Genomic DNA, 19906 nt, shown 5'->3' with positions numbered 1-19906 from the left:
TTCCTATTTTAAAAGGAAGTTAAAGCGCTGCTAAACTTTCTTCAATTGCCTTGATCTTCGCTTCTGCATCGGCTTTTTTCTTGCGCTCAACATCTACCACTTCTGGTTTAGCGTTCTGCACAAAACGTTCGTTGCCGAGTTTCTTTTCAACAGATATAAGAAAACCTTTCAGGTAATCAAGATCTTTCAGCAATTGTTCTTTTTGTGAAGATGTATCGATTGCCTGTTCGGTTGCAATGTAAAATTTATCTTTTTGAACCACAGTAGAAATAGAGCCCGCCACTGCAGCTGAAACATAATCTATGCTCTCGGCATTTACTTGTTTTTGGAGAATAGAAGCAACGAGATTGTATGATGTTGTATCCGATGTTTCAATAGATATCCGTATCGGTTCCTTTGGTTTGATCTGGTTCTTTACCCGCACATCACGGAGAGCTGTGATGGTTTCTTTCAATTGCTCGCCAGTGCGAAGAATAGTTTCATCAGCTGGTTGAGAAGCTTTGTATTGTTTAATCGTGAGATCGTCGCCTGCTTTGCGTTCCTTTAACGAATGATAAATATCTTCTGTAATAAACGGCATAAACGGATGCAGCAATTGCATGAGCTCTTCGAAATACAAAACCGTTTTTTCATAAACAGCTGCTTCAATGGGCTGTTCAAAGCCTGGCTTCACCCATTCTAAATACCAGCTGCAGAAATCATCCCAAATAAGAGAATAAATCGTTTTCAATGCTTCACTCAAACGGAACTCTTTAAACAACTGATCGATCTCTGCTTTCGCTTCATTCAACCTGCTGCCAAACCAGTCAACTGCAAAATTGCTTTTTGCAATCTGTGTTCCGCTTTCAGTATTTTTTCTTTCTTCCCACATTTTCACCAGCTTCAGCGCATTCCACAACTTGTTATTGAAGTTGCGGCCTTGCTCATTGCTGCTTTCATCCCACAACAAATCGTTACCTGCAGGTGAGGAGATAAGAATACCAAAGCGAACTGCATCGGCACCATATTGATCGATTAAACCTAACAGATCAGGTGAGTTGCCCAGTTGCTTACTCATCTTTCTGCCTTGTTTATCCCTAACCATCCCTGTGAAATAAACATCTTTAAATGGCCGTTCATTCTTGTATTCAAAACCCGCCATGATCATTCTAGCCACCCAAAAGAAAATGATATCCTGTCCTGTTACCAACGTGGTAGTAGGGTAATAATATTCTACATCCTTATTTCCGGGATTGCTTATGCCTTTAAATACTTCCATAGGCCATAGCCATGAAGAGAACCAGGTATCGAGACAGTCTTCATCTTGTTGAATATCGTCAATGGTGAGTGGTGAATGGTGAGTGGCAGCCTGTTGATTCAATATTTCAAATGCTTCCTCTTTAGTAGCAGCAACTGCAAAAGAACCATCGGGCGCATACCATGCCGGTATCTGTTGTCCCCACCATAGCTGGCGTGAAATACACCAGTCCTTGATATTATTCAGCCAATGGCTATAAGTATTTTTTGTTTTTTCAGGATAGAATTTGATCTCATCGTTCATTACTGCCGCTAATGTCTCCGGATTTCTATTTAAGAATTCCTTCATGTTAATAAACCATTGCAGGCTCAATCTTGATTCGATGATGGCACCGGTACGTTCACTTGTTCCAACCTGTCCTTTGTAATCTTCCGTTTTTTCAAGTTGGTTTAATTGTGCAATATCATCGGCAATCTTTTTTCTTAATTCAAAACGATCGATCCCATTGTAACTCAGTACAAGTTCAGATGGCTTGTCTTCTGCAAGTTCTTCCGAAGTGAATCTACCCTCTGCATCCAAAGTGTTTAATGCTTTCAGGTTATGTTTACGACCAAGCTCATTATCGTTTTTGTCGTGAGCTGGTGTAATTTTTAATGCACCTGTACCAAACTCTGCATCCACATATTCATCTGCAATAACCGGAATGCGGCGGTTGATGATCGGCACAATTACTTCTTTACCTACCCATGTTTTATAGCGTTCATCTTCCGGATTTACGCAAATGGCCACATCACCTAAAATGGTTTCAGGTCTGGTGGTAGCGACAGTTATAAACTGATCGCTGTTTTCTGCCAATGCATATTTCACATAAAACAGTTTTGAATCGATCTCTTTAAAGATCACTTCTTCGTCGCTAAGCGCTGTTTTGCCAACAGGGTCCCAGTTCACCATGCGTAACCCACGGTAAATAATTCCTTTTTTATGCAGATCGATAAATACCTTGATCACACTTTTGTAATAATCTTCATCCATGGTAAAACTGGTACGATCCCAATCGAGACTGCAACCCAATTTTTTCAGCTGCTGAAGAATAATGCCACCATACTTTTCTTTCCATTCCCAGGCATATTTCAAAAATTCATCACGGCTGAGTGAAGCTTTCTGTATGCCTTTTTCACGAAGCATTTGCACCACTTTCGCCTCAGTAGCAATGGAAGCATGGTCGGTACCCGGCACCCAGCAGGCATTTTTGCCCTGCATTCGGGCACGACGAATCAATATATCCTGTATTGTATTGTTGAGACAGTGGCCCATGTGTAAAACACCCGTAACGTTCGGCGGCGGAATGACAATGGTATACGGCTCACGGCCATCGGGAGTGCTGTTGAAATATTTCTGTTCGTTCCAGTAGCTGTACCATTTCTCTTCGGATGCATTGTGCTCAAAATTCTTACTCAGTTCCATGCAGGATGTATCTTTTTTGGTGGGCAAAGTTAAGGAAAGCGAGCCTGATTGACCCTAGTAATCCTTTGGTTGAGAGGGGGATAAAAATAGAAAAGCTCCGTTCCCGGAGCTTAAAAAATAAGGTGAATAAGGTACTGAGCTGTTCTAAGAACAGCGGTTGAGTAAATTTCTTATCATAGGCAATTGATTAACCGAACATTAATAAGGTAATCAATGCAATCGCTGCAAAAAATACAATAACAAAGATTGTTGTTTTTGCTGTTTCACTCGTTTGTGATGAATTTGATGCCATAACTTTTAAGTTTAGAAGGTTACAAATTACTTCACAGGAAATACGGAATTTCAATCGTACTGTTGAGTTCTTACAGGAGTGGTAGAGGTAAATCTAGTACGAATTTACTTCACATTTGGCAGCCCACAAAAAATCTGCAGTTTTTATTTTAAATTGCCGGTTCGTGTTTTTACGATACTATGCTCTACGCAATTACAGATATTGAGACAACAGGCGGCTATGCAGCTTCAAACGGTATTACGGAAATAGCTGTTTATATCCATGATGGCCAACAGATTGTAGATAGCTTTGAAACACTGGTAAACCCACATCAGCCAATTCCACGTTTTGTACAGTCGCTCACAGGTATAACCGACGATATGGTGCAACTGGCACCTTCTTTTGAAGAAATTGCCCCACGGTTGATGGAATTGTTCCAGGGAAAAGTGTTTGTAGCGCATAATGTGAACTTCGATTATTCATTTATCAATCATCAATTACAATCGCTGGGTTATCATCTCAACTGTAAAAAACTATGCACTGTTCGTTATACTCGAAAAATATTTCCAAAACTTGCATCTTATAGTTTGGGTAACCTTTGCAGGCATTTTGAAATTCCAATTTACAACAGGCATAGAGCATCAGGCGATGCTAGAGCTACTGTTCATTTACTGGAATTGTTACGCAGGAATGATGTAAATAATCATTTGCATACAATGCTTGGTAAGCAATCGGGCGAACAATACCTGCCGCTTAATTTAAACAAAGAGGATATTGATCAATTGCCGCTCACACCTGGTGTTTATTATTTTCATGATGCAAAGGATAAGATCGTGTATGTGGGCAAAGCATTACAATTAAAGAAAAGGGTAACGAGTCACTTCTCCAACAACAAACCTTCACGACAAAAACAGGAATTTCAACGCAACATTCATCGTATTTCTTATCAACAATGTGGTACAGAGTTAATGGCTTCTGTGTTGGAAACAATCGAGATCAAACGACTATGGCCAAAATATAACCGGGCTATTAAAGGTTATGAAGCCAGTTATGGTTTGTATTTATTTGAAGATGGTAATGGTTACATGCGTTTGGCAATTGACCGAAAGCATAAACATCTGCCAGCGGTCTATCATTTTTATAGGAGGTATGATGGCACAGCAGAGTTGAAACGGTTGATCCGTGAATTTGGTTTGTGCAACAAGCTTTGTTTCATTGATCGTTCAACTGATGATACGTGCAGTTCGCTTGCATGTAAAGGTGCTTGCAACGCAAAAGAAACTCCGGCAGAATACAACCTGCGTGTGCAGCAGGCAATCGCTCAATTAAAACAGGAGTTGCCAAGCTTTGCTATTCGTGAAAGATCTTACTTTAATGGCAAAGACAGTTGCATTCTTATGGAAGATGGTCGGTTCTACGGAATGGGTTATGTTGAAGCCACATTCGAGTTAAAAGAAAGAGATGATTTGCGCAAACAGTTACTTGAATATCCTGAATATGATTTTGTGCGAAACATCATTAAACGTTACGCATTAGAACAACCTGATAAGGTTGTGTGGTTGTAATAAAGCTTTTATGTTTCGCTGAAAGTAGAACAAGACCGCAAGTGGGTTTAAAAACTTACAACTAAACAACTCAGAACATTTTTATTGTCTAGTCCATTTATCGGTTCTGCCAATCAACGATACACCAATATATCCACGAACATTAATGGAGTTGTTGTTATCCATACTTATTTTACAGGAATAGGTTTTGCCATTTTTAGGATCATAAATCTTACCACCGGTCCATTCGTTTTTATCAGTGTATTTGAAGCCCCACATGTTTACTAAACCCAAAACTGGCCTGTTGTGATTTTTTTCATCGGGGTGATTGATATCTGTTTTAGGCTTCCCGGTTTTAGGGTCATTTGGTTCTTTTAACCAGGTGATCTTTCCCTGGTATTTGTCGCCATTTTTATAGATCTGGATAACGCCAGTGCCTTCGCCGTTTTTCCAACTCCCGACAATAGCATCCGGATTACCTTGTTTAACACTGAAAGATGAAATAGCCAATAATAAGCAGGTAAAGAATGTTGCAGATAAGATCTTTTTCATATGACAAATTTTGAGGTTCAATATTCAAAAGTAAACAACCATTAGTATAATTTACTGCAGTTATTGATCCCTTGAAAAAAAATTTGATTATTTAACCTTCATACAACATCTTTGCAACTCAATGAACAAAGCAATTGTAAATAATCAGTGGTGGTGGCATACAACTCTAAGGGGTCTGTAATGCTATTACTGTGATTGTTCCAATCATATTCAGACCCCGAAGTTTTTCGGGGTTTTTTATTTGCTGAAACTGAAATCAATTAAACGGATCATGAAGAAAATTAAAATAGACACCACTTGTAAAAAAATGCTGGCAGATGTGTTTACACCTGTTGGTATTTACCTGCGGTTGAGGGATCGGTTCAGGGATACCATCCTGCTTGAAAGTACAGATCATCATGCCGCAGAAAACAGTTGGTCGTTTATTGGCATCAATGCTATTGCCGGTATGGAGATCAGCTCCACCACCAGCATTGAATTTAAGCTACCCGGACATAAACCTGAACGTATTGCTATCAAGCAACCCACTGAAGTGCCGCAGCAGTTGTTTGATTTTATGAACCGCTTTGAAGCAAGCGGCGATTGCAAGGAAGCGAAATTCGCACAAGGTCTTTATGGTTATACAACCTATGATGCGGTTCAATTTTTTGATACGATTAAACTAAATGCTGAACGAAAAGACTCACCGGCAATTCCGTTAATGCGTTACCGTCTCTACCAATATGTAATCGCAATTAATCATCATAAAGATGAATTGTTTATTTGTGAGAATAAGATCAATGGCATTGAAAGCGATGTAGCTGTTGTTGAAAGTTTGATACGCAGTAAAGACGTTCCCGTTTATCCGTTTGAAGTGGAAGGCGAAGAAAGTTCGAATGTAACCAACGAGGAATATGTCGAGATGGTGAAGAAGGGCATTGCCAGTTGTCACAGAGGCGATGTGTTCCAGATCGTATTGAGCAGAAGATTTCAGCAATCGTTCACTGGTGACGAGTTTAATGTGTACCGTGCTTTGCGCAGCATCAATCCTTCTCCTTATTTATTCTTTTTTGATTATGGCGATTATAAATTAATGGGTTCATCGCCTGAATCGCAGATCATCATTAACAATGGCAAAGCAGTGGTGCATCCCATAGCCGGAACATTCAAGCGTACAGGTGATGATGAAATTGATCAGCGTGAAGCCGCACGTTTGCTGGAAGATGCAAAAGAAAATGCGGAGCATGTAATGTTGGTTGATCTGGCAAGAAATGATCTGAGTCGTGTGTGTGATGATGTGAGTGTAGCGCATTACAGGCAGGTGCAGTATTACAGCCATGTGATTCATTTGGTGAGTGAGGTGATCGCAAAAGTTCGTCCTGCATCTAATCCATTTGAATTATTAGCAAAAACATTTCCTGCAGGTACATTAAGTGGTGCGCCAAAGATCAAAGCGATGCAGTTGATCGATGCGTATGAAACAACTGCAAGAAGTTATTATGGCGGTGGCATCGGCTTCATGGGTTTTGATGGTAGTTGTAATCATGCGATTATGATCCGTACGTTCATGAGTCGACAAAATACATTGGTGTATCAGGCGGGAGCAGGTGTAGTAGCAGCAAGCAAACCTGAAAGTGAATTGCAGGAAGTGAATAATAAATTAGGAGCGTTGAAGAAGGCAATTGAGTTTGCAGTAAGTATTAGTTAATAGTTGATGAACATTACAACAATGAAAATTTTAGTCTTCGATAATTACGACAGCTTTACTTATAACCTTGTTCACCTGGTGGAGAAGATCACACATATAAAAGTAGATGTGCATCGCAATGATCAGATTCCATTAGAGAAGGTTAAGGACTATGATAAAATTATTTTGTCCCCCGGGCCGGGTATTCCTGAGGAAGCAGGATTGTTGTTGCCGTTGATCAAAGAATATGCAGCAACAAAATCTATTCTCGGTGTTTGTTTAGGACACCAGGCAATTGGCGAAGCATTCGGTGGAACGTTGACGAATCTTTCAACTGTATTTCATGGAGTAGCAACGCCTATCAACATCCAAAATCCAAAAAGTCCAAAAACCAATGGCGTGTTGAATGGGCTTTCAGATACTATTGAAGTTGGCCGTTATCATAGCTGGGTGGTAAATAAAGAAGCCTTCCCTGCAGAATTAGAAATTACCGCTGAAGATGAAACAGGAATGATCATGGCCTTGCAACATAAAACATACGATGTGCAGGGTGTGCAGTTTCATCCGGAAAGTGTGTTGACGCCGGTTGGAGAGCAGATCCTTCGCAATTGGTTGAAGGCTTAATTGAAAATGAGTGAATTTGAAAATTTGAAAATGAAAAAAATACTTCAGTTACTGTTTGAACATAAAAGCCTCAATCGTCATCAGGCGAAAGATGTACTTCTAAATATCGGTAAGGGTGTTTACAACGAACATGAGATCACGGCATTCATGACGGTGTATTTAATGCGCAGCATTACCATTGAAGAGCTGCAGGGTTTTCGTGATGCGTTGCTTGAACTTTGTGTGCCGGTTAATCTCAATGGACATTCCGTGTTGGATATTGTTGGTACAGGCGGCGATGGAAAAAACACATTCAACATTTCTACACTCGCCTGTTTTATTGTGGCGGGTGCCGGACAAAAAGTTGCCAAGCATGGTAACTATGGTGCATCAACCATCAGCGGTGCAAGTAATGTAATGGAACAACTTGGATACAAGTTCAAGAACAATGTTGATCAGTTGAAACGTGAAGTGGAAGAAGCAAATATTTGCTTCATGCATGCACCCATTTTTCACCCGGCATTAAAAACGGTTGGGCCTATCCGTAAGAATCTCGGTATGCGAACCTTCTTTAACATGCTGGGGCCAATGGTGAATCCTGCAAGTCCGGCGTATCAACTGGTGGGTGTATTTAGTTTAGAGATGGCGAGAGTGTACAATTATTTACTGCAACAGACAGGTGGCGCATTTACGATCATTCATAGTTTGGATGGATACGATGAAATATCATTGACGAACGATACCAAGGTAATCACCAACAAAGGTGAATTCATTATGACGCCTGAACAGTTGGGTAAACGCATGGTACAGCAAACCGATATTCATGGAGGTAACAGTATTGACGAAGCGGCAAAGATTTTCACGAAAATATTAAGTGGTGAAGGAACATGGGCGCAGAATGCAGTGGTGATGGCAAATGCAGCAATGGGTTTGTATTGCACAGGTGCTTATAAAACCTATGATGATGCGTTTGGAGCAGCAGTTGAAAGTTTAGAGAGCGGAAGGGCAAATGATTGTTTGAAGAAATTGATTGAATTGCAATAAGTATTAGGTTATAAGTATTAAGTTATAAGCATGAATATTTTAGATAAGATCATTGCGCAAAAACGGATTGAAGTAGAAGAACGTAAAGCTACAACTCCTGTTGAGGTTTTCCGCAGCCTGCCTTTGTATGGACGTAAAACGTTTTCATTGAAACAGTTTTTACTCGATGATACAAAGACAGGTATCATTGCGGAATTCAAACGGCAGTCACCATCAAAAGGTGTCATTAACGGAACAGCGGATGTGTTGGAAGTAACAAGTGCTTACACAAACAATGGTGCGTCATGTTTAAGTGTATTGACGGATGAAGAGTTCTTTGGTGGCAGCTCCAGCGATCTGATGAAAGCAAGGATAAACAGAATTCCCATTCTCCGTAAAGATTTTATGGTGGATGAATACCAAATTGAAGAAGCAAAGGCAATGGGTGCTGATGTAATTTTGCTGATCGCTGCATGCTTAACAAAAGAAGAGGTAAAGCGATTGGCAACCTTTGCAAAAAAGCTGGGACTGGAAGTGTTGCTTGAACTGCACGACGAAGAGGAATTGCAACACATCTGCGATGAAACAGAAATTGTGGGCATTAACAACCGCAACCTGAAAACATTTGAAGTGGATATTGAACGGAGTCTGCGTATGGCAAAACAAATACCTGATACAAAAATTAAAGTTGCAGAAAGCGGTATCAGTTCAGTTGAAAATATTCAGCTGTTCAAAGCAAATGGTTTCAGGGGTTTTTTGATTGGTGAGAATTTTATGAAGGAAGAAAATCCAGGGAAAGCATTTGCAGCATTTGCACAACAACTAAAAGAAAAAGCATGAACATAAAAGTATGTGGTATTACCACAGCAAAACAGGTACAACAGTTAGACGGATTAGACATTGATTTCGCAGGATTCATTTTTTCGCCCGATTCCCCACGCTATGTGGAAGGCAAGCTGGATAAGAAAGCGATCAAGAATGCCGATTTTGATCTTAAGAAAGTAGGTGTGTTTGTCAATCCATCGTACAGCGATATTTTGGATGCAATTGAAGATTATGGTCTGGATGTAGTACAGTTGCACGGTGAAGAAACGCCGGAGTTTTGCAGCGATCTGAATGAAGATGTGGAAGTGATCAAAGTATTTCATATTGATGAATCGGTAAAAGATATTGATGCGTTGGTTGCTCCCTATGACAATGCTTGTGATTATTACCTGTTCGATACAAAAGCGGGAGAGCAGAAAGGTGGTACCGGAAAACAATTCGACTGGAGCATTATTGCAAAAAGTAAAATTGAAAAGCCTTTCTTCTTAAGTGGAGGAATAGGTGTGGAAGATATTGCACAGATCAAGAAGTTTAAGCATCCCGATTTTTACGGCGTTGATATCAACAGTAAATTTGAAACAGAACCGGGTGTGAAGGATATGGCGAAAGTGCTGCAGTTTAAAGTGGGAATGAAGTAGTCTGAAACGGGATTTATAGGATTTATGAGATTAGGAAGATGATAATTAGAAAACATCAGTCCTAACAATGACGAAACGAATAACGATTGCGTTTGCTGACAAAACCACTTCAAGCAAAGCGTATGAGAATAAAAGTTTGCGGCATGACCGAATTGGAGCAAATGCAACAACTGGGCGACCTGGGTGTTGAGTTTGCCGGTATGATCTTCTATCATAAATCGCCACGGTTTGTGTTGCGTACGCTTACGGGAAAACAGGTGAAGAAGGCAAAGCTGAAAGTGTACAAAGTGGGTGTGTTCGTAAATGCATCGTATGATGAGATCATGAACCATGTGGAGAATTTTGGTTTAGACTTGGTGCAGTTGCATGGCGACGAAACGCCGAGGTTTTGTGAAAAGGTGAGTGACTATATTTCGGTGATCAAGGCGTTTCGTATTGCAGAGGATGACAACATAGCGTGGAAGATCAAAGATTATTTTGACGCCTGCGATATGTATATGTTTGATACGATGGGTGCAGGTTATGGAGGTACGGGTAAAAAGTTTAACTGGGATATGCTGAAGGGATTGAACATTGGTAAACCATTTTTCTTAAGCGGCGGTATTGAACCAACAGATGCAGCAGCGGTGAATCAGTTTGCAAACGAACCTGTAGCGAAGGATTTGTTTGCATTAGATATGAACAGCAAGTTTGAGATCAGTGCAGGTGTAAAGGATATGAATTTGGTGAAGAAGTTTGTGGAAGAGGTGAGAGGATAGCAGGATGTCGGATTTATGATGTATGATTTCTGATGTTAAAGATGTTTACAGAAAGTGAAGGTTGAAAAGAAATGATTGAGATGCTGACTGAATGTAATCGGTATGAATTTTTAGAGATGCCTCGTGCCTCGACATGACGCACAAAGATTAAAATCATTGAATGAGCGACGATAAATACTGGAATGATTACAGTTTTTTTATCAAACGAACGGAAGAACTTACAAAGTATGCTCCTAGCTCGCTGTTGGAACTTTATGAAGATTTTGTAAAAGAATTGGAAGAAGGAGTTGGTGCCAGTTTTGAAGAATTGATTAATGATGATGTCGATCCATTAGACTTCATTCGGTTGTCATATGTAGTGATTGAAGATGAAGAATTAACGACGAATATTTTAAAAGAAGCATTTGAGCAGAATGTGAAACAGATTGAAGAAAGGTTAAAACAGTTTTTATTTCCTCATGTTAATGACGCAGACTGGAAAAGGAATTTTGAAACAGAGCATATCGACTGGAGTAAAGCTAAGTTTAATGACTAGTTCTTGCTCAATTTTGCACAACCGATGAATGGATTGCGACGCAACAGTTGATGCTATAAAAAACTGATGCTCGTATTAAAAAGAAATTATTATGGAAACAACATATCAAAAACCTTCTTCGCAAGGTTATTACGGAAAGTTTGGCGGGGCGTATATTCCTGAAATGCTGCACCGCAATGTGGAGGAGCTGCAGAGCCGTTACCTCGATATTATGAGCGATGCATCGTTTCAGCAGGAGTTTCGTGGATTGCTGAAAGATTATGTCGGTCGTCCCACACCGTTATATTATGCAAAGCGTTTGAGCAAACTGCACGGTACCAACATTTGGCTAAAGCGTGAAGATCTTTGTCATACAGGTGCGCACAAGATCAACAACACGATCGGGCAAATTTTATTGGCTGAACGTTTGGGTAAGAAACGCATCATTGCGGAAACAGGTGCTGGTCAGCATGGTGTTGCAACCGCAACGGTTTGTGCATTGAAAGGAGTGGAGTGTATTGTGTATATGGGCGAAAAAGATATTGAACGCCAGGCGCCGAATGTTGCACGCATGAAAATGTTGGGTGCAACGGTTGTGCCCGCAATAAGCGGCAGCAAAACATTAAAGGATGCAACGAATGAAGCCATCCGTGACTGGATCAATAATCCCAACGATACACATTACATCATCGGTAGTGTGGTGGGGCCGCATCCGTATCCTGATATGGTTGCAAAATTTCAAAGTGTGATCAGTGAGGAAATGCGTTGGCAGTTGAAAGAACACACGGGCACTGAATTACCAACGCATGTAATGGCATGTGTGGGTGGTGGCAGTAATGCAGCCGGTGCGTTCTATCATTTCTTAGATGAATTGAGTGTGCAGCTGGTGGCTGTAGAAGCAGCCGGACATGGTGTAAACAGTGGCATGAGTGCTGCAACAACGCAACTTGGTAAACCGGGTGTGTTGCATGGCAGTAAAAGTTTGGTGATGCAAACAGAAGATGGACAGGTGGTGGAGCCGCATAGTATTTCGGCAGGTTTGGATTACCCGGGTATTGGTCCGATGCATGCGAATTTGTTTGATAGTGGTCGTGGTTTTTTCTTAAGTGCAACCGATGAAGAAGCGTTGGCTTCTGCATTTGAAGTGTGCAAGCTTGAAGGAATTATTCCTGCATTGGAAACAGCACATGCGTTTGCGGCGATAAAGCAAATGAAGTTTACAGCAGATGATCAGTTGATCGTTTGTTTAAGCGGAAGAGGTGATAAGGATTTGGGAACTTACATGAAAGCGATGGAAGAAAGAATGTAGAATCAAGAATATAGAAGTAAGAATTATGAGTAGAATAAACGAGTTGTTCGAAAAGAAGAACGTAAGAGTACTGAATGTGTACTGCACTGCAGGTTATCCGCAACTGAACAGTACACTGGAAGTAATGACAGCCTTACAGGAAAACGGTGCAGACCTGATCGAATTAGGTATGCCTTACAGCGATCCGCTGGCAGACGGACCGGTAATACAGCACAGTAGCACCATTGCGCTTGCAAATGGCATGACCATTAAAACTCTGTTTGAACAGTTGAAAGATTTCAGGAAGACGATCAATGTGCCGCTTGTGTTGATGGGCTACATGAATCCAGTTTTGCAATATGGCTTTGAACAATTTTGCAAAGATGCAGCAACTGTTGGTGTTGATGGATTGATCTTACCTGATCTGCCTGAATACGAATTTGAAACAGAGTATGGCGCCATCATCAAACAATATGGTCTTGATTTTATTTTTCTTGTTACACCTGAAACAAGTGATGAGCGTATCAAGAAACTCGACAGCTTGAGCACAGGCTTTTTGTATGCTGTATCATCATCGTCAACAACAGGCAGCGATAAAAATATGACCGATGTAAACGCTTACCTGCAAAAATTGAAAACATTGCGTTTGAAAAATCCTGTGTTGGTTGGGTTTGGCATTAAAGACAAACAAACATTCGACACAGCTTGCAATAATGCAAATGGTGCTATTATTGGTACGGCTTATATAAAAGCATTGGAGAATACGATGGATGTGAGTGAGACAACAAAGCAGTTTTTGAAAGCAATTGTCTGAACTGTGATTTATAAGATTGATGGATTAGTGGGATGGGCTACAATAATCTCAATAATCCCAATCATCTCACTCATCCCAGTTCAGACAGTGAGCGGAAGACGGGGCTCGAACCCGCCACCCTCAGCTTGGGAAGCTGATGCTCTACCAAATGAGCTACTTCCGCTAATGTGTTTAAAGTTAAACATGAAATTGAATTTTAAGAAATGAGTACAGCAGAAAACAGCGGAGTCTTTTCAGTTCCCCCTTCAGGGGGCGGAGGGGGCAACATAGCAATTGTAAAATACAACGCAGGAAACATTCAATCGGTGCTGTTTGCATTGGAGCGATTGGGTGTTGATGCAAAAGTGACAGATGATTTTGAAGAACTGCAGAAAGCCGATAAGGTGATATTCCCCGGTGTGGGTGCTGCACGCAGTGCTATGGATAGTTTAAAGGAAAAGGGATTGGATGCAGTGATCAAACAACTGAAGCAACCGGTGCTGGGTATTTGTGTGGGCATGCAGTTGTTATTTGAACATTCGGAAGAAAGTGATACGGAATGCTTAGGCATTATTCCAGGTAAAGTAAAACTGTTCCGTAGCGAGGAAATCAGTCCGGATATTCCCATTAAAGTGCCGCAGGTGGGATGGAATGATATTTACAATTTGAAAACGCCGTTGTTTAAGAATGTGCCCGAACATAGTTACGTGTATTATGTACACAGCTATTATGCAGAAATGAATCCGTACTGTATTGCAACCACCAACTATGGTTTGGAATATGCAGGTGCTGTGCAAAAAGATAATTTTTACGGTGTGCAGTTTCATACAGAAAAAAGTGCGAAAGTGGGAGAGCTTATACTCGCAAATTTTTTGAACGGGTAGCAGTTGAAATGAAAAATGAAGAATTAAAAATTAGTAATCAGAAATGCAGATAATACCAGCCATTGACATTATAGACGGCAAGTGTGTACGATTAACAGAAGGTGATTATGCCCAAAAGAAAATTTATAACGAACATCCTTTAGAAGTAGCCAAAGAATTTGAAGGTGCAGGATTGCAACGACTTCATCTTGTTGATCTGGATGGTGCAAAAGCTGGTGCTGTAAAAAACTGGAAAGTGCTGGAAACAATTGCAGCGAAAACTTCTCTCGTGATTGATTTCGGTGGCGGCATTAAACAGGAAGAAGATGTAAAGATCGTTTTCAACTCCGGTGCTGCATTGGCAACAGTAGGAAGTATTGCGGTGAAAGATGAAGTGAGATTTGTAAGCTGGCTGCAGCAATTCGGCGCAGCAAAGTTTTTGTTAGGCGCTGATGTAAAGAATGAAAAGATTGCTGTGGGTGGGTGGTTGGAAACAACGGATATCTGGATCTACGATTTTATTGAAAAATATATTAACCATGGTGTCCAGCAAATCTTCTGTACTGATGTAAGTAAAGATGGACGACTCGAAGGGCCTTCTACTGAACTCTACAAAAACATTCTGCAGAAATTTCCTCAATTGCATTTTATTGCCAGCGGTGGTGTAAGTTCCATGAGCGATCTGGATGAACTTGCGAATATTGGTTGCACAGGTGCAATTGTTGGCAAAGCGATTTATGAAGGCAGGGTAACATTGAATGATCTCAAAAAATTTTAGCGATGTCTGCTATAGGATTTTAGTTGATTAATGTGGCCGTCACTCTCGACTACGCTCGATTGACTACAGTATCCTTCGATCCTTCGACTCCGCTTAGGATTGCTCAGGACTTCTTTCCAAATTTCTTCTTCACTACATCTACTAATTGCATGGCATCTGGTGTAAGTTTTAATGCAAAGATGCCTGTAAAGAAGATCAAAGTAAATACTGTGCTTCTTAAAATAATACCTGTCCAGCCTTCAAAGTTTTGAAATGAGAAATAGCAAATAACATAAGCTCCGATCGCTAATATCAAACTCAAAATTGTTTTGCTGCTGAAAGGTTGCAATTTGTATTTATGCCAAAGAAACCAAAGTCGAATGGCATTGTAAATGGCAAATGAAATTACATTGCTGTAAGCCGAACCAACGATGCCAAATTGTTTGATAAGAATATAATTCAACGGAAGAAATAAAGCCAGCAGGATGATCCCAGTTAAGAATTCAAAACGCCATTGAGTGGAAGTGCCAATGATCTGTGCGTTTACACCAGTACCTGCATCAATTATCCTCGCTATGCCTAAAAAGAAAATCACCATTAAACCAGCTTCATAATCTTTCTGTACGTTCAATACTGTAAACGCATCTTCAATACTCAGCCATATACCACCAAAAATAAAAAGGCCCATCAACAGCAGGTTGATGGCTGTTCTTTTATAAATGCGATCGATCTCATGCAGGTTTTTATCTTTCCATGCCTGTGATAAAATGGGAATAGTAATAGCGATCATACTACGTTGCGGAACCTGTATAAGGTTTGCAACATAGGCTGCCAGGCTGTATACACCTGCGTCAATAATTCCTTTGTCGCTTATACTGGCAATCATAATGCTATCCGCTACCTGCGATAGAATAAGGATGATGGTGCCTACATAAATGTATGTAGCCAGCGTTGCTATTTTTGTTTTGAACTTTTTAGTTACACGACTTACAGAAAACGTAAATCTGAAGTGTTTACTCTTCAATAAAACATAACAAATGATCACAGCTATTACTACATAAAGCAGGGAGAATAGTTTTATAAAGCCATCAAAACTGATCACCGAAAAAGTAAATAGCAGGATGAATACAAGCGTAAGAAACCGAAGCGTTGTTTCTTTTAAAAAGTTGGGTAGTATCGTTCTTCTGAAAATATTGGAGTAGGTTTCAAGAACGGTAAACACGAGCATGCCAAAGCCAAACAAAAATATCCAGTGGTAGTAATCAACAAACAAAGATGATTTGGTGCTAAACTTTCGTACAATAAGCGGTTCAAACAACAAACCTCCTGCAATTACCAATACAAAGCCCATTAACGGTATCACCATTCCCCAAGTGTACAGGTCGTTTTCTTTTGTGCTGAGGTTGTCGTTGTAATATGGAAAGAATTTGTAAACAGCCGGCAACATCCCTAACGATGCTACTGTGAACATCAATTGACCCACATCAAAAAACAAACGGGTGAGACCATATTCTGCTGGAGTAAAAGCGCCTGATCCATTTCTAATGAACAACCATGTGTTAATAGCGCCAATTAAAAATCCTGCATAAATAACAATGCTGGAGTAAATGGCTTGTTTTCTGATTGTTCCCATACTTGCAGCCGAAGATATTATTTAACCTTCTTATAGGTCACATAAAAGTTTTTATCCATCAACTTACTGATGTCTTCTCCCTCTTTAAAATTTGTCCGCATCTTTTGCCAGTTTTCTGTTGCCAGCATCAAACCATATTTTGGATTACTATTTCCTGGCAATCGAATAGGCATGTTGAAGCCCTTTACACAATTCGCCCAACGATAGTTTAATATCTGTGTGCCGTTTTCATCGGTAATATAATACTCAAGTGTAGGTACCTGTGTTGTGCGCAGGTATTGATCGAACATTTTGCCCAGGTTAAATCCTGTACGTTTACTCATAAAATCTTCAATCTCTGCACCTGTAACTGTTTTGTGATAATATTTTTCATTCATATCACGCAACAGTAATCGGAAAGTGCTTTTATCGCCGATGATCTGTCGAACCATGTGAACCATATTGGCCGCTTTCGGATACATATCGCCACTGCCTTCCTTGTTTACATTGTATTTGCCAACAATAGGGATATCGTTACGGATATTTCTGCGTACACCTTGCACATACGCATTGCCTGCTTCTTCGCCGAAAATATAATCAGTATAAAGTGTTTCGCTATAGTTGGTGAATCCTTCATGCACCCACATATCAGCAATGTCTTTACTGCTGATGCTGTTGCCATACCACTCGTGACCACTTTCGTGGATAATGATGAAGTCAAATTTAGTACCCCACCCGGTTCCGCTGAGATCAGTTCCTTTGTAACCATTCATGTACTCGTTACCGTAAGCAACTGCACTTTGGTGTTCCATGCCAAGATGATTGCTTTCAACCAGTTTATACCCATCTTCATAAAAAGGGTAGGGGCCAAACCAATATTCAAATGCACGTAGCATTGGTTTCACTTGTTCAAATTGCTTTTTTGCTTTGTCAAGATTATAATCAAGTACATAATAATCGAGATCAAGTTTGCCGTTTTCTCCCTGCAGTGTATCACCAAAATGAACATACTTCCCAACATTCATTGTCACATCATACAGGTTAATCGGATTTTTTACAACCCATGTCCATACTTTATTTCCTTTGCCATCAGCAACTACATTTTCTAATCGTCCGTTAGAAACATTCATTAAAGTATCAGGAGCAGTAATGCTGATGCTTACACCGTTATCAGGTTCATCGCTCTGGTGATCTTTGCAGGGCCACCATACACTGGCGCCTAATCCCTGGCAGGCAACATTTATCCATGGATTTCCATTCTTATCTTTTTTCCAGACAACACCACCATCCCAGGGAGCACGCAATGCAGGCTTGGGCACACCATGATAAACAAGGTAAAGTTGATGCAGATCTTTATCCTCAGTCAAAACTTTGGGCATTCTGCGTTTAGGCATTTCAATATACCATGCATGCCCATCTCGTGTGAAGTTCACCGGTACGCCATTCAACAACGCACTATCGATGATCAAAGGGTCCTGCAGATCGATCTGCATACGATTGCCTTTTCTTTTCACCAATTTAAAGTAGATGGTATTGCTGCCACTTATCGTGAAATTTTTGAAGTTTGGTGTTACGGCTAAATCATACTTCACCACATTCCACCATGCACGCTCTGGTGTTATTGAACCACGCAAAGTATCCTGCCTTGTTGGTTTTTGGCCTTGATGAAACGATTGCGATTGAACCAGCACGGATTGTAATAAAAGTATGAGAAGTAAACTGTGAGAGATCGATAGATTCTTTTTTTTCACCGGATTTCTATTTGGGGCTAAATTTAACGGTAATTCTTTATGTACAACACTAAAAACACAAGAGATGGAAGAATGGTTCTGCAAGGCCTGGTCCCGGTAGTTGAGGTTGCAGTTTCTCATTCCCTATTTTTCATTCTTCATTTCTCATTTCTATTTCTTTCATGTGGTAAAGCTGCAAAAAACGAGCAGAATATTTTTCGTTATAACGAAGTAAGCGGTATCAGCTCTCTTGATCCTGCGTTTGCCAAAAGTCAATCGGTTATCTGGGCAACGCACCAGCTGTACAATACATTGGTTGAAACGGATAGTCAACTACATATTGTTCCTTCATTGGCGAAAAGCTGGGAAGTGAGTGAAGATCGCATGCAGATAACATTTCATTTACGTAATGATGTGTTCTTTCAGGATCATGAGGCCTTTCCCAATGCAAAGGGACGAAAGATGATCGCATCAGATGTGGTATATAGTTTTCAGCGTTTGATGGATAAGAATACCGCAAGCCCTGGTGCGTGGATATTTAACAACAGGGTTGATGCAGCAACAGGGTTTGCCGCAATTGATGATACAACGTTTCGTATTACTTTGTTGCGACCGTTTGTGCAGATACTTGGAGTGTTGAGTAATGTCTACTGTTCAATTGTTCCAAAAGAGGTTGTTGAAAAGTACGGACCTGATTTCAGGCGAAATCCTTGTGGCACCGGGCCGTTTCAATTTAAAGTTTGGGAAGAAGGACAAGCGTTGATTCTAGTAAAAAACAAGAACTATTTTGAAAAAGATAGTGCTGGCAATAGCTTGCCTTATATTGATGGAATTAAAGTAAGTTTTCTCGATAACAAGGCCAGTGAGTTTATGGAATTCAGGCAGGGCAATCTTCACTTCATTAATGATATTGATGCATCTTTTAAGGATGAAGTGCTGAATAAGAAAGGAGAGTTGCGAAATGAATGGAAAAATAAGGTTGTGCTCAACAAACATCCTTATCTCAACATTGAATACATCGGCATATTGGTTGATTCAACAAATGCTTTGGTCAAAAATTCGCCGCTACGATTGAAAGCAATAAGGCAGGCAATTAATTATGGATTTGACAGGAAAAAGATGATGCTTTATCTGCGTAACTCTATTGGTACGGCTGCTGAAAGTGGCTTTATACCTACAGGTTTACCCAGCTTTGATTCATCAATTGTACAAGGATATTCTTACGATCCTGCAAAAGCGAAAACGTTGTTGTTGCAAGCCGGTTTTTCAAACATGAAAGAATTGCCGGAGATAAAACTGCTTACGATTCCAATCTATGCTGATCTTGGAAGTTATATTGCCCGGCAGTTGCAGGATATTGGTTTAACAGTAAAAGTGGAAGCGGTACAAAAAAGTTTATTGCTCACACAAACATCAAAAAGTGAAGCACTGTTTTTTCGTGCAAGCTGGATAGCTGATTATCCTGATGCTGAAAACTACCTGAGTGTATTCTATGGAAAAAATCCTGCGCCGCCTAACTATACCCGCTATAAAAATGCTGCGTTTGATGCGTTGTACGAACAATCAACAAAAGAACCCAACAATTCAATGCGTTACAAACTATACCAACAAATGGATCAAATGCTCATGAATGATGCACCTGTGGTGCCATTATGGTACGATATGGTGATTCATCTTGTGCAACCAACTGTAACAGGCTTTAAACCAAATGCATTAAACTGGCTTGAACTTAGAAATGTTAAGTTGAAATAAGGAAACATAAGCTGCA

At 40.3% G+C, this 19906-nt stretch carries 17 protein-coding genes and 1 tRNA gene; 13 read left to right on the top strand and 5 right to left on the bottom strand.

The annotated features are described in order from the left end of the window. Positions 1–19: 19 nt before the first annotated feature. On the bottom strand, positions 20–2701 hold the full coding sequence (locus ACO1QW_RS11630) for a valine--tRNA ligase (protein WP_486258672.1): 2682 nt from the start codon (positions 2699–2701) through the stop codon (positions 20–22). A gap of 471 nt (positions 2702–3172) precedes the next feature. Here ACO1QW_RS11630 and ACO1QW_RS11625 point away from each other — a divergent pair, with 471 nt between their 5' ends. After that, a complete protein-coding gene (locus tag ACO1QW_RS11625) occupies positions 3173–4537 on the top strand; it encodes an exonuclease domain-containing protein (protein ID WP_486258670.1) in 1365 nt (454 codons plus the stop codon). 81 nt (positions 4538–4618) lie between these two features. Here the strand turns inward: ACO1QW_RS11625 and ACO1QW_RS11620 are convergent, their stop codons facing one another. Then, on the bottom strand, positions 4619–5068 hold the full coding sequence (locus tag ACO1QW_RS11620; protein WP_486258668.1) for a DUF2147 domain-containing protein: 450 nt from the start codon (positions 5066–5068) through the stop codon (positions 4619–4621). A 271-nt stretch (positions 5069–5339) separates the two neighbouring features. Here ACO1QW_RS11620 and ACO1QW_RS11615 point away from each other — a divergent pair, with 271 nt between their 5' ends. The 9 genes from ACO1QW_RS11615 (at position 5340) to trpA (ending at position 13197) form a co-directional block, all read left to right on the top strand. After that, positions 5340–6755: an anthranilate synthase component I family protein gene (locus ACO1QW_RS11615; protein WP_486258666.1), complete on the top strand. Its 1416-nt coding sequence runs from the start codon at positions 5340–5342 to the stop codon at positions 6753–6755. Between the two features lie 21 nt (positions 6756–6776). Further along, positions 6777–7358: an anthranilate synthase component II gene (locus ACO1QW_RS11610; RefSeq protein ID WP_486258664.1), complete on the top strand. Its 582-nt coding sequence runs from the start codon at positions 6777–6779 to the stop codon at positions 7356–7358. A 30-nt stretch (positions 7359–7388) separates the two neighbouring features. Next, positions 7389–8381 (top strand): anthranilate phosphoribosyltransferase, encoded by a 993-nt coding sequence (trpD, locus tag ACO1QW_RS11605; protein ID WP_486258663.1) that lies wholly within the window; start codon positions 7389–7391, stop codon positions 8379–8381. 30 nt (positions 8382–8411) lie between these two features. Further along, complete coding sequence (gene trpC / locus ACO1QW_RS11600) at positions 8412–9200, top strand: indole-3-glycerol phosphate synthase TrpC (protein ID WP_486258661.1); 789 nt, start codon at positions 8412–8414, stop codon at positions 9198–9200. Continuing rightward, positions 9197–9823, top strand: coding sequence for a phosphoribosylanthranilate isomerase (locus ACO1QW_RS11595; protein WP_486258659.1), 627 nt, complete (start codon positions 9197–9199; stop codon positions 9821–9823). Before trpC ends, ACO1QW_RS11595 begins: the two co-directional genes overlap by 4 nt. A gap of 122 nt (positions 9824–9945) precedes the next feature. After that, the gene (locus ACO1QW_RS11590) at positions 9946–10581 is read left to right on the top strand and encodes a phosphoribosylanthranilate isomerase (RefSeq protein ID WP_486258658.1); all 636 of its coding nucleotides are present in this window, start codon (positions 9946–9948) and stop codon (positions 10579–10581) included. A 160-nt stretch (positions 10582–10741) separates the two neighbouring features. Continuing rightward, complete coding sequence (locus ACO1QW_RS11585; protein ID WP_486258656.1) at positions 10742–11116, top strand: hypothetical protein; 375 nt, start codon at positions 10742–10744, stop codon at positions 11114–11116. A 91-nt stretch (positions 11117–11207) separates the two neighbouring features. Beyond that, positions 11208–12404, top strand: coding sequence for a tryptophan synthase subunit beta (gene trpB, locus ACO1QW_RS11580; protein WP_486258654.1), 1197 nt, complete (start codon positions 11208–11210; stop codon positions 12402–12404). Between the two features lie 25 nt (positions 12405–12429). Continuing rightward, complete coding sequence (gene trpA, locus ACO1QW_RS11575; RefSeq protein ID WP_486258652.1) at positions 12430–13197, top strand: tryptophan synthase subunit alpha; 768 nt, start codon at positions 12430–12432, stop codon at positions 13195–13197. 90 nt (positions 13198–13287) lie between these two features. Here trpA and ACO1QW_RS11570 read toward each other — a convergent pair. Then, a tRNA-Gly gene (locus tag ACO1QW_RS11570) sits at positions 13288–13360 on the bottom strand. A gap of 40 nt (positions 13361–13400) precedes the next feature. Here ACO1QW_RS11570 and hisH point away from each other — a divergent pair. After that, complete coding sequence (gene hisH / locus ACO1QW_RS11565; protein ID WP_486258650.1) at positions 13401–14060, top strand: imidazole glycerol phosphate synthase subunit HisH; 660 nt, start codon at positions 13401–13403, stop codon at positions 14058–14060. A 43-nt stretch (positions 14061–14103) separates the two neighbouring features. Then, a complete protein-coding gene (gene hisA / locus ACO1QW_RS11560; protein WP_486258649.1) occupies positions 14104–14817 on the top strand; it encodes a 1-(5-phosphoribosyl)-5-[(5-phosphoribosylamino)methylideneamino]imidazole-4-carboxamide isomerase in 714 nt (237 codons plus the stop codon). 103 nt (positions 14818–14920) lie between these two features. Here hisA and ACO1QW_RS11555 read toward each other — a convergent pair whose 3' ends face one another. Next, on the bottom strand, positions 14921–16429 hold the full coding sequence (locus ACO1QW_RS11555) for a lipopolysaccharide biosynthesis protein (RefSeq protein ID WP_486258648.1): 1509 nt from the start codon (positions 16427–16429) through the stop codon (positions 14921–14923). A gap of 17 nt (positions 16430–16446) precedes the next feature. Continuing rightward, entirely contained in the window at positions 16447–18159 is a 1713-nt protein-coding gene (locus tag ACO1QW_RS11550) for a M1 family metallopeptidase (RefSeq protein ID WP_486258646.1), read from the bottom strand. A gap of 39 nt (positions 18160–18198) precedes the next feature. Between ACO1QW_RS11550 and ACO1QW_RS11545 the strand changes: the two genes are divergently transcribed. Then, a complete protein-coding gene (locus ACO1QW_RS11545; RefSeq protein ID WP_486258644.1) occupies positions 18199–19890 on the top strand; it encodes an ABC transporter substrate-binding protein in 1692 nt (563 codons plus the stop codon). Positions 19891–19906: the final 16 nt, after the last annotated feature.

Source organism: Lacibacter sp., from assembly GCF_057361365.1.
Note: the sequence above shows the minus strand (reverse complement) of the source record. Positions and strands in the feature narration are given on the sequence as shown.

What these genes read in the sequence shown, in the direction of transcription:
- ACO1QW_RS11630 (WP_486258672.1), bottom strand. Translation starts at nt 2,701, where the DNA reads ATGGAACTGAGTAAGAATTTTGAGCACAATGCATCCGAAGAGAAATGG.
- ACO1QW_RS11625 (WP_486258670.1), top strand. Translation starts at nt 3,173, where the DNA reads ATGCTCTACGCAATTACAGATATTGAGACAACAGGCGGCTATGCAGCT.
- ACO1QW_RS11620 (WP_486258668.1), bottom strand. Translation starts at nt 5,068, where the DNA reads ATGAAAAAGATCTTATCTGCAACATTCTTTACCTGCTTATTATTGGCT.
- ACO1QW_RS11615 (WP_486258666.1), top strand. Translation starts at nt 5,340, where the DNA reads ATGAAGAAAATTAAAATAGACACCACTTGTAAAAAAATGCTGGCAGAT.
- ACO1QW_RS11610 (WP_486258664.1), top strand. Translation starts at nt 6,777, where the DNA reads ATGAAAATTTTAGTCTTCGATAATTACGACAGCTTTACTTATAACCTT.
- trpD (WP_486258663.1), top strand. Translation starts at nt 7,389, where the DNA reads ATGAAAAAAATACTTCAGTTACTGTTTGAACATAAAAGCCTCAATCGT.
- trpC (WP_486258661.1), top strand. Translation starts at nt 8,412, where the DNA reads ATGAATATTTTAGATAAGATCATTGCGCAAAAACGGATTGAAGTAGAA.
- ACO1QW_RS11595 (WP_486258659.1), top strand. Translation starts at nt 9,197, where the DNA reads ATGAACATAAAAGTATGTGGTATTACCACAGCAAAACAGGTACAACAG.
- ACO1QW_RS11590 (WP_486258658.1), top strand. Translation starts at nt 9,946, where the DNA reads ATGAGAATAAAAGTTTGCGGCATGACCGAATTGGAGCAAATGCAACAA.
- ACO1QW_RS11585 (WP_486258656.1), top strand. Translation starts at nt 10,742, where the DNA reads ATGAGCGACGATAAATACTGGAATGATTACAGTTTTTTTATCAAACGA.
- trpB (WP_486258654.1), top strand. Translation starts at nt 11,208, where the DNA reads ATGGAAACAACATATCAAAAACCTTCTTCGCAAGGTTATTACGGAAAG.
- trpA (WP_486258652.1), top strand. Translation starts at nt 12,430, where the DNA reads ATGAGTAGAATAAACGAGTTGTTCGAAAAGAAGAACGTAAGAGTACTG.
- hisH (WP_486258650.1), top strand. Translation starts at nt 13,401, where the DNA reads ATGAGTACAGCAGAAAACAGCGGAGTCTTTTCAGTTCCCCCTTCAGGG.
- hisA (WP_486258649.1), top strand. Translation starts at nt 14,104, where the DNA reads ATGCAGATAATACCAGCCATTGACATTATAGACGGCAAGTGTGTACGA.
- ACO1QW_RS11555 (WP_486258648.1), bottom strand. Translation starts at nt 16,429, where the DNA reads ATGGGAACAATCAGAAAACAAGCCATTTACTCCAGCATTGTTATTTAT.
- ACO1QW_RS11545 (WP_486258644.1), top strand. Translation starts at nt 18,199, where the DNA reads ATGTACAACACTAAAAACACAAGAGATGGAAGAATGGTTCTGCAAGGC.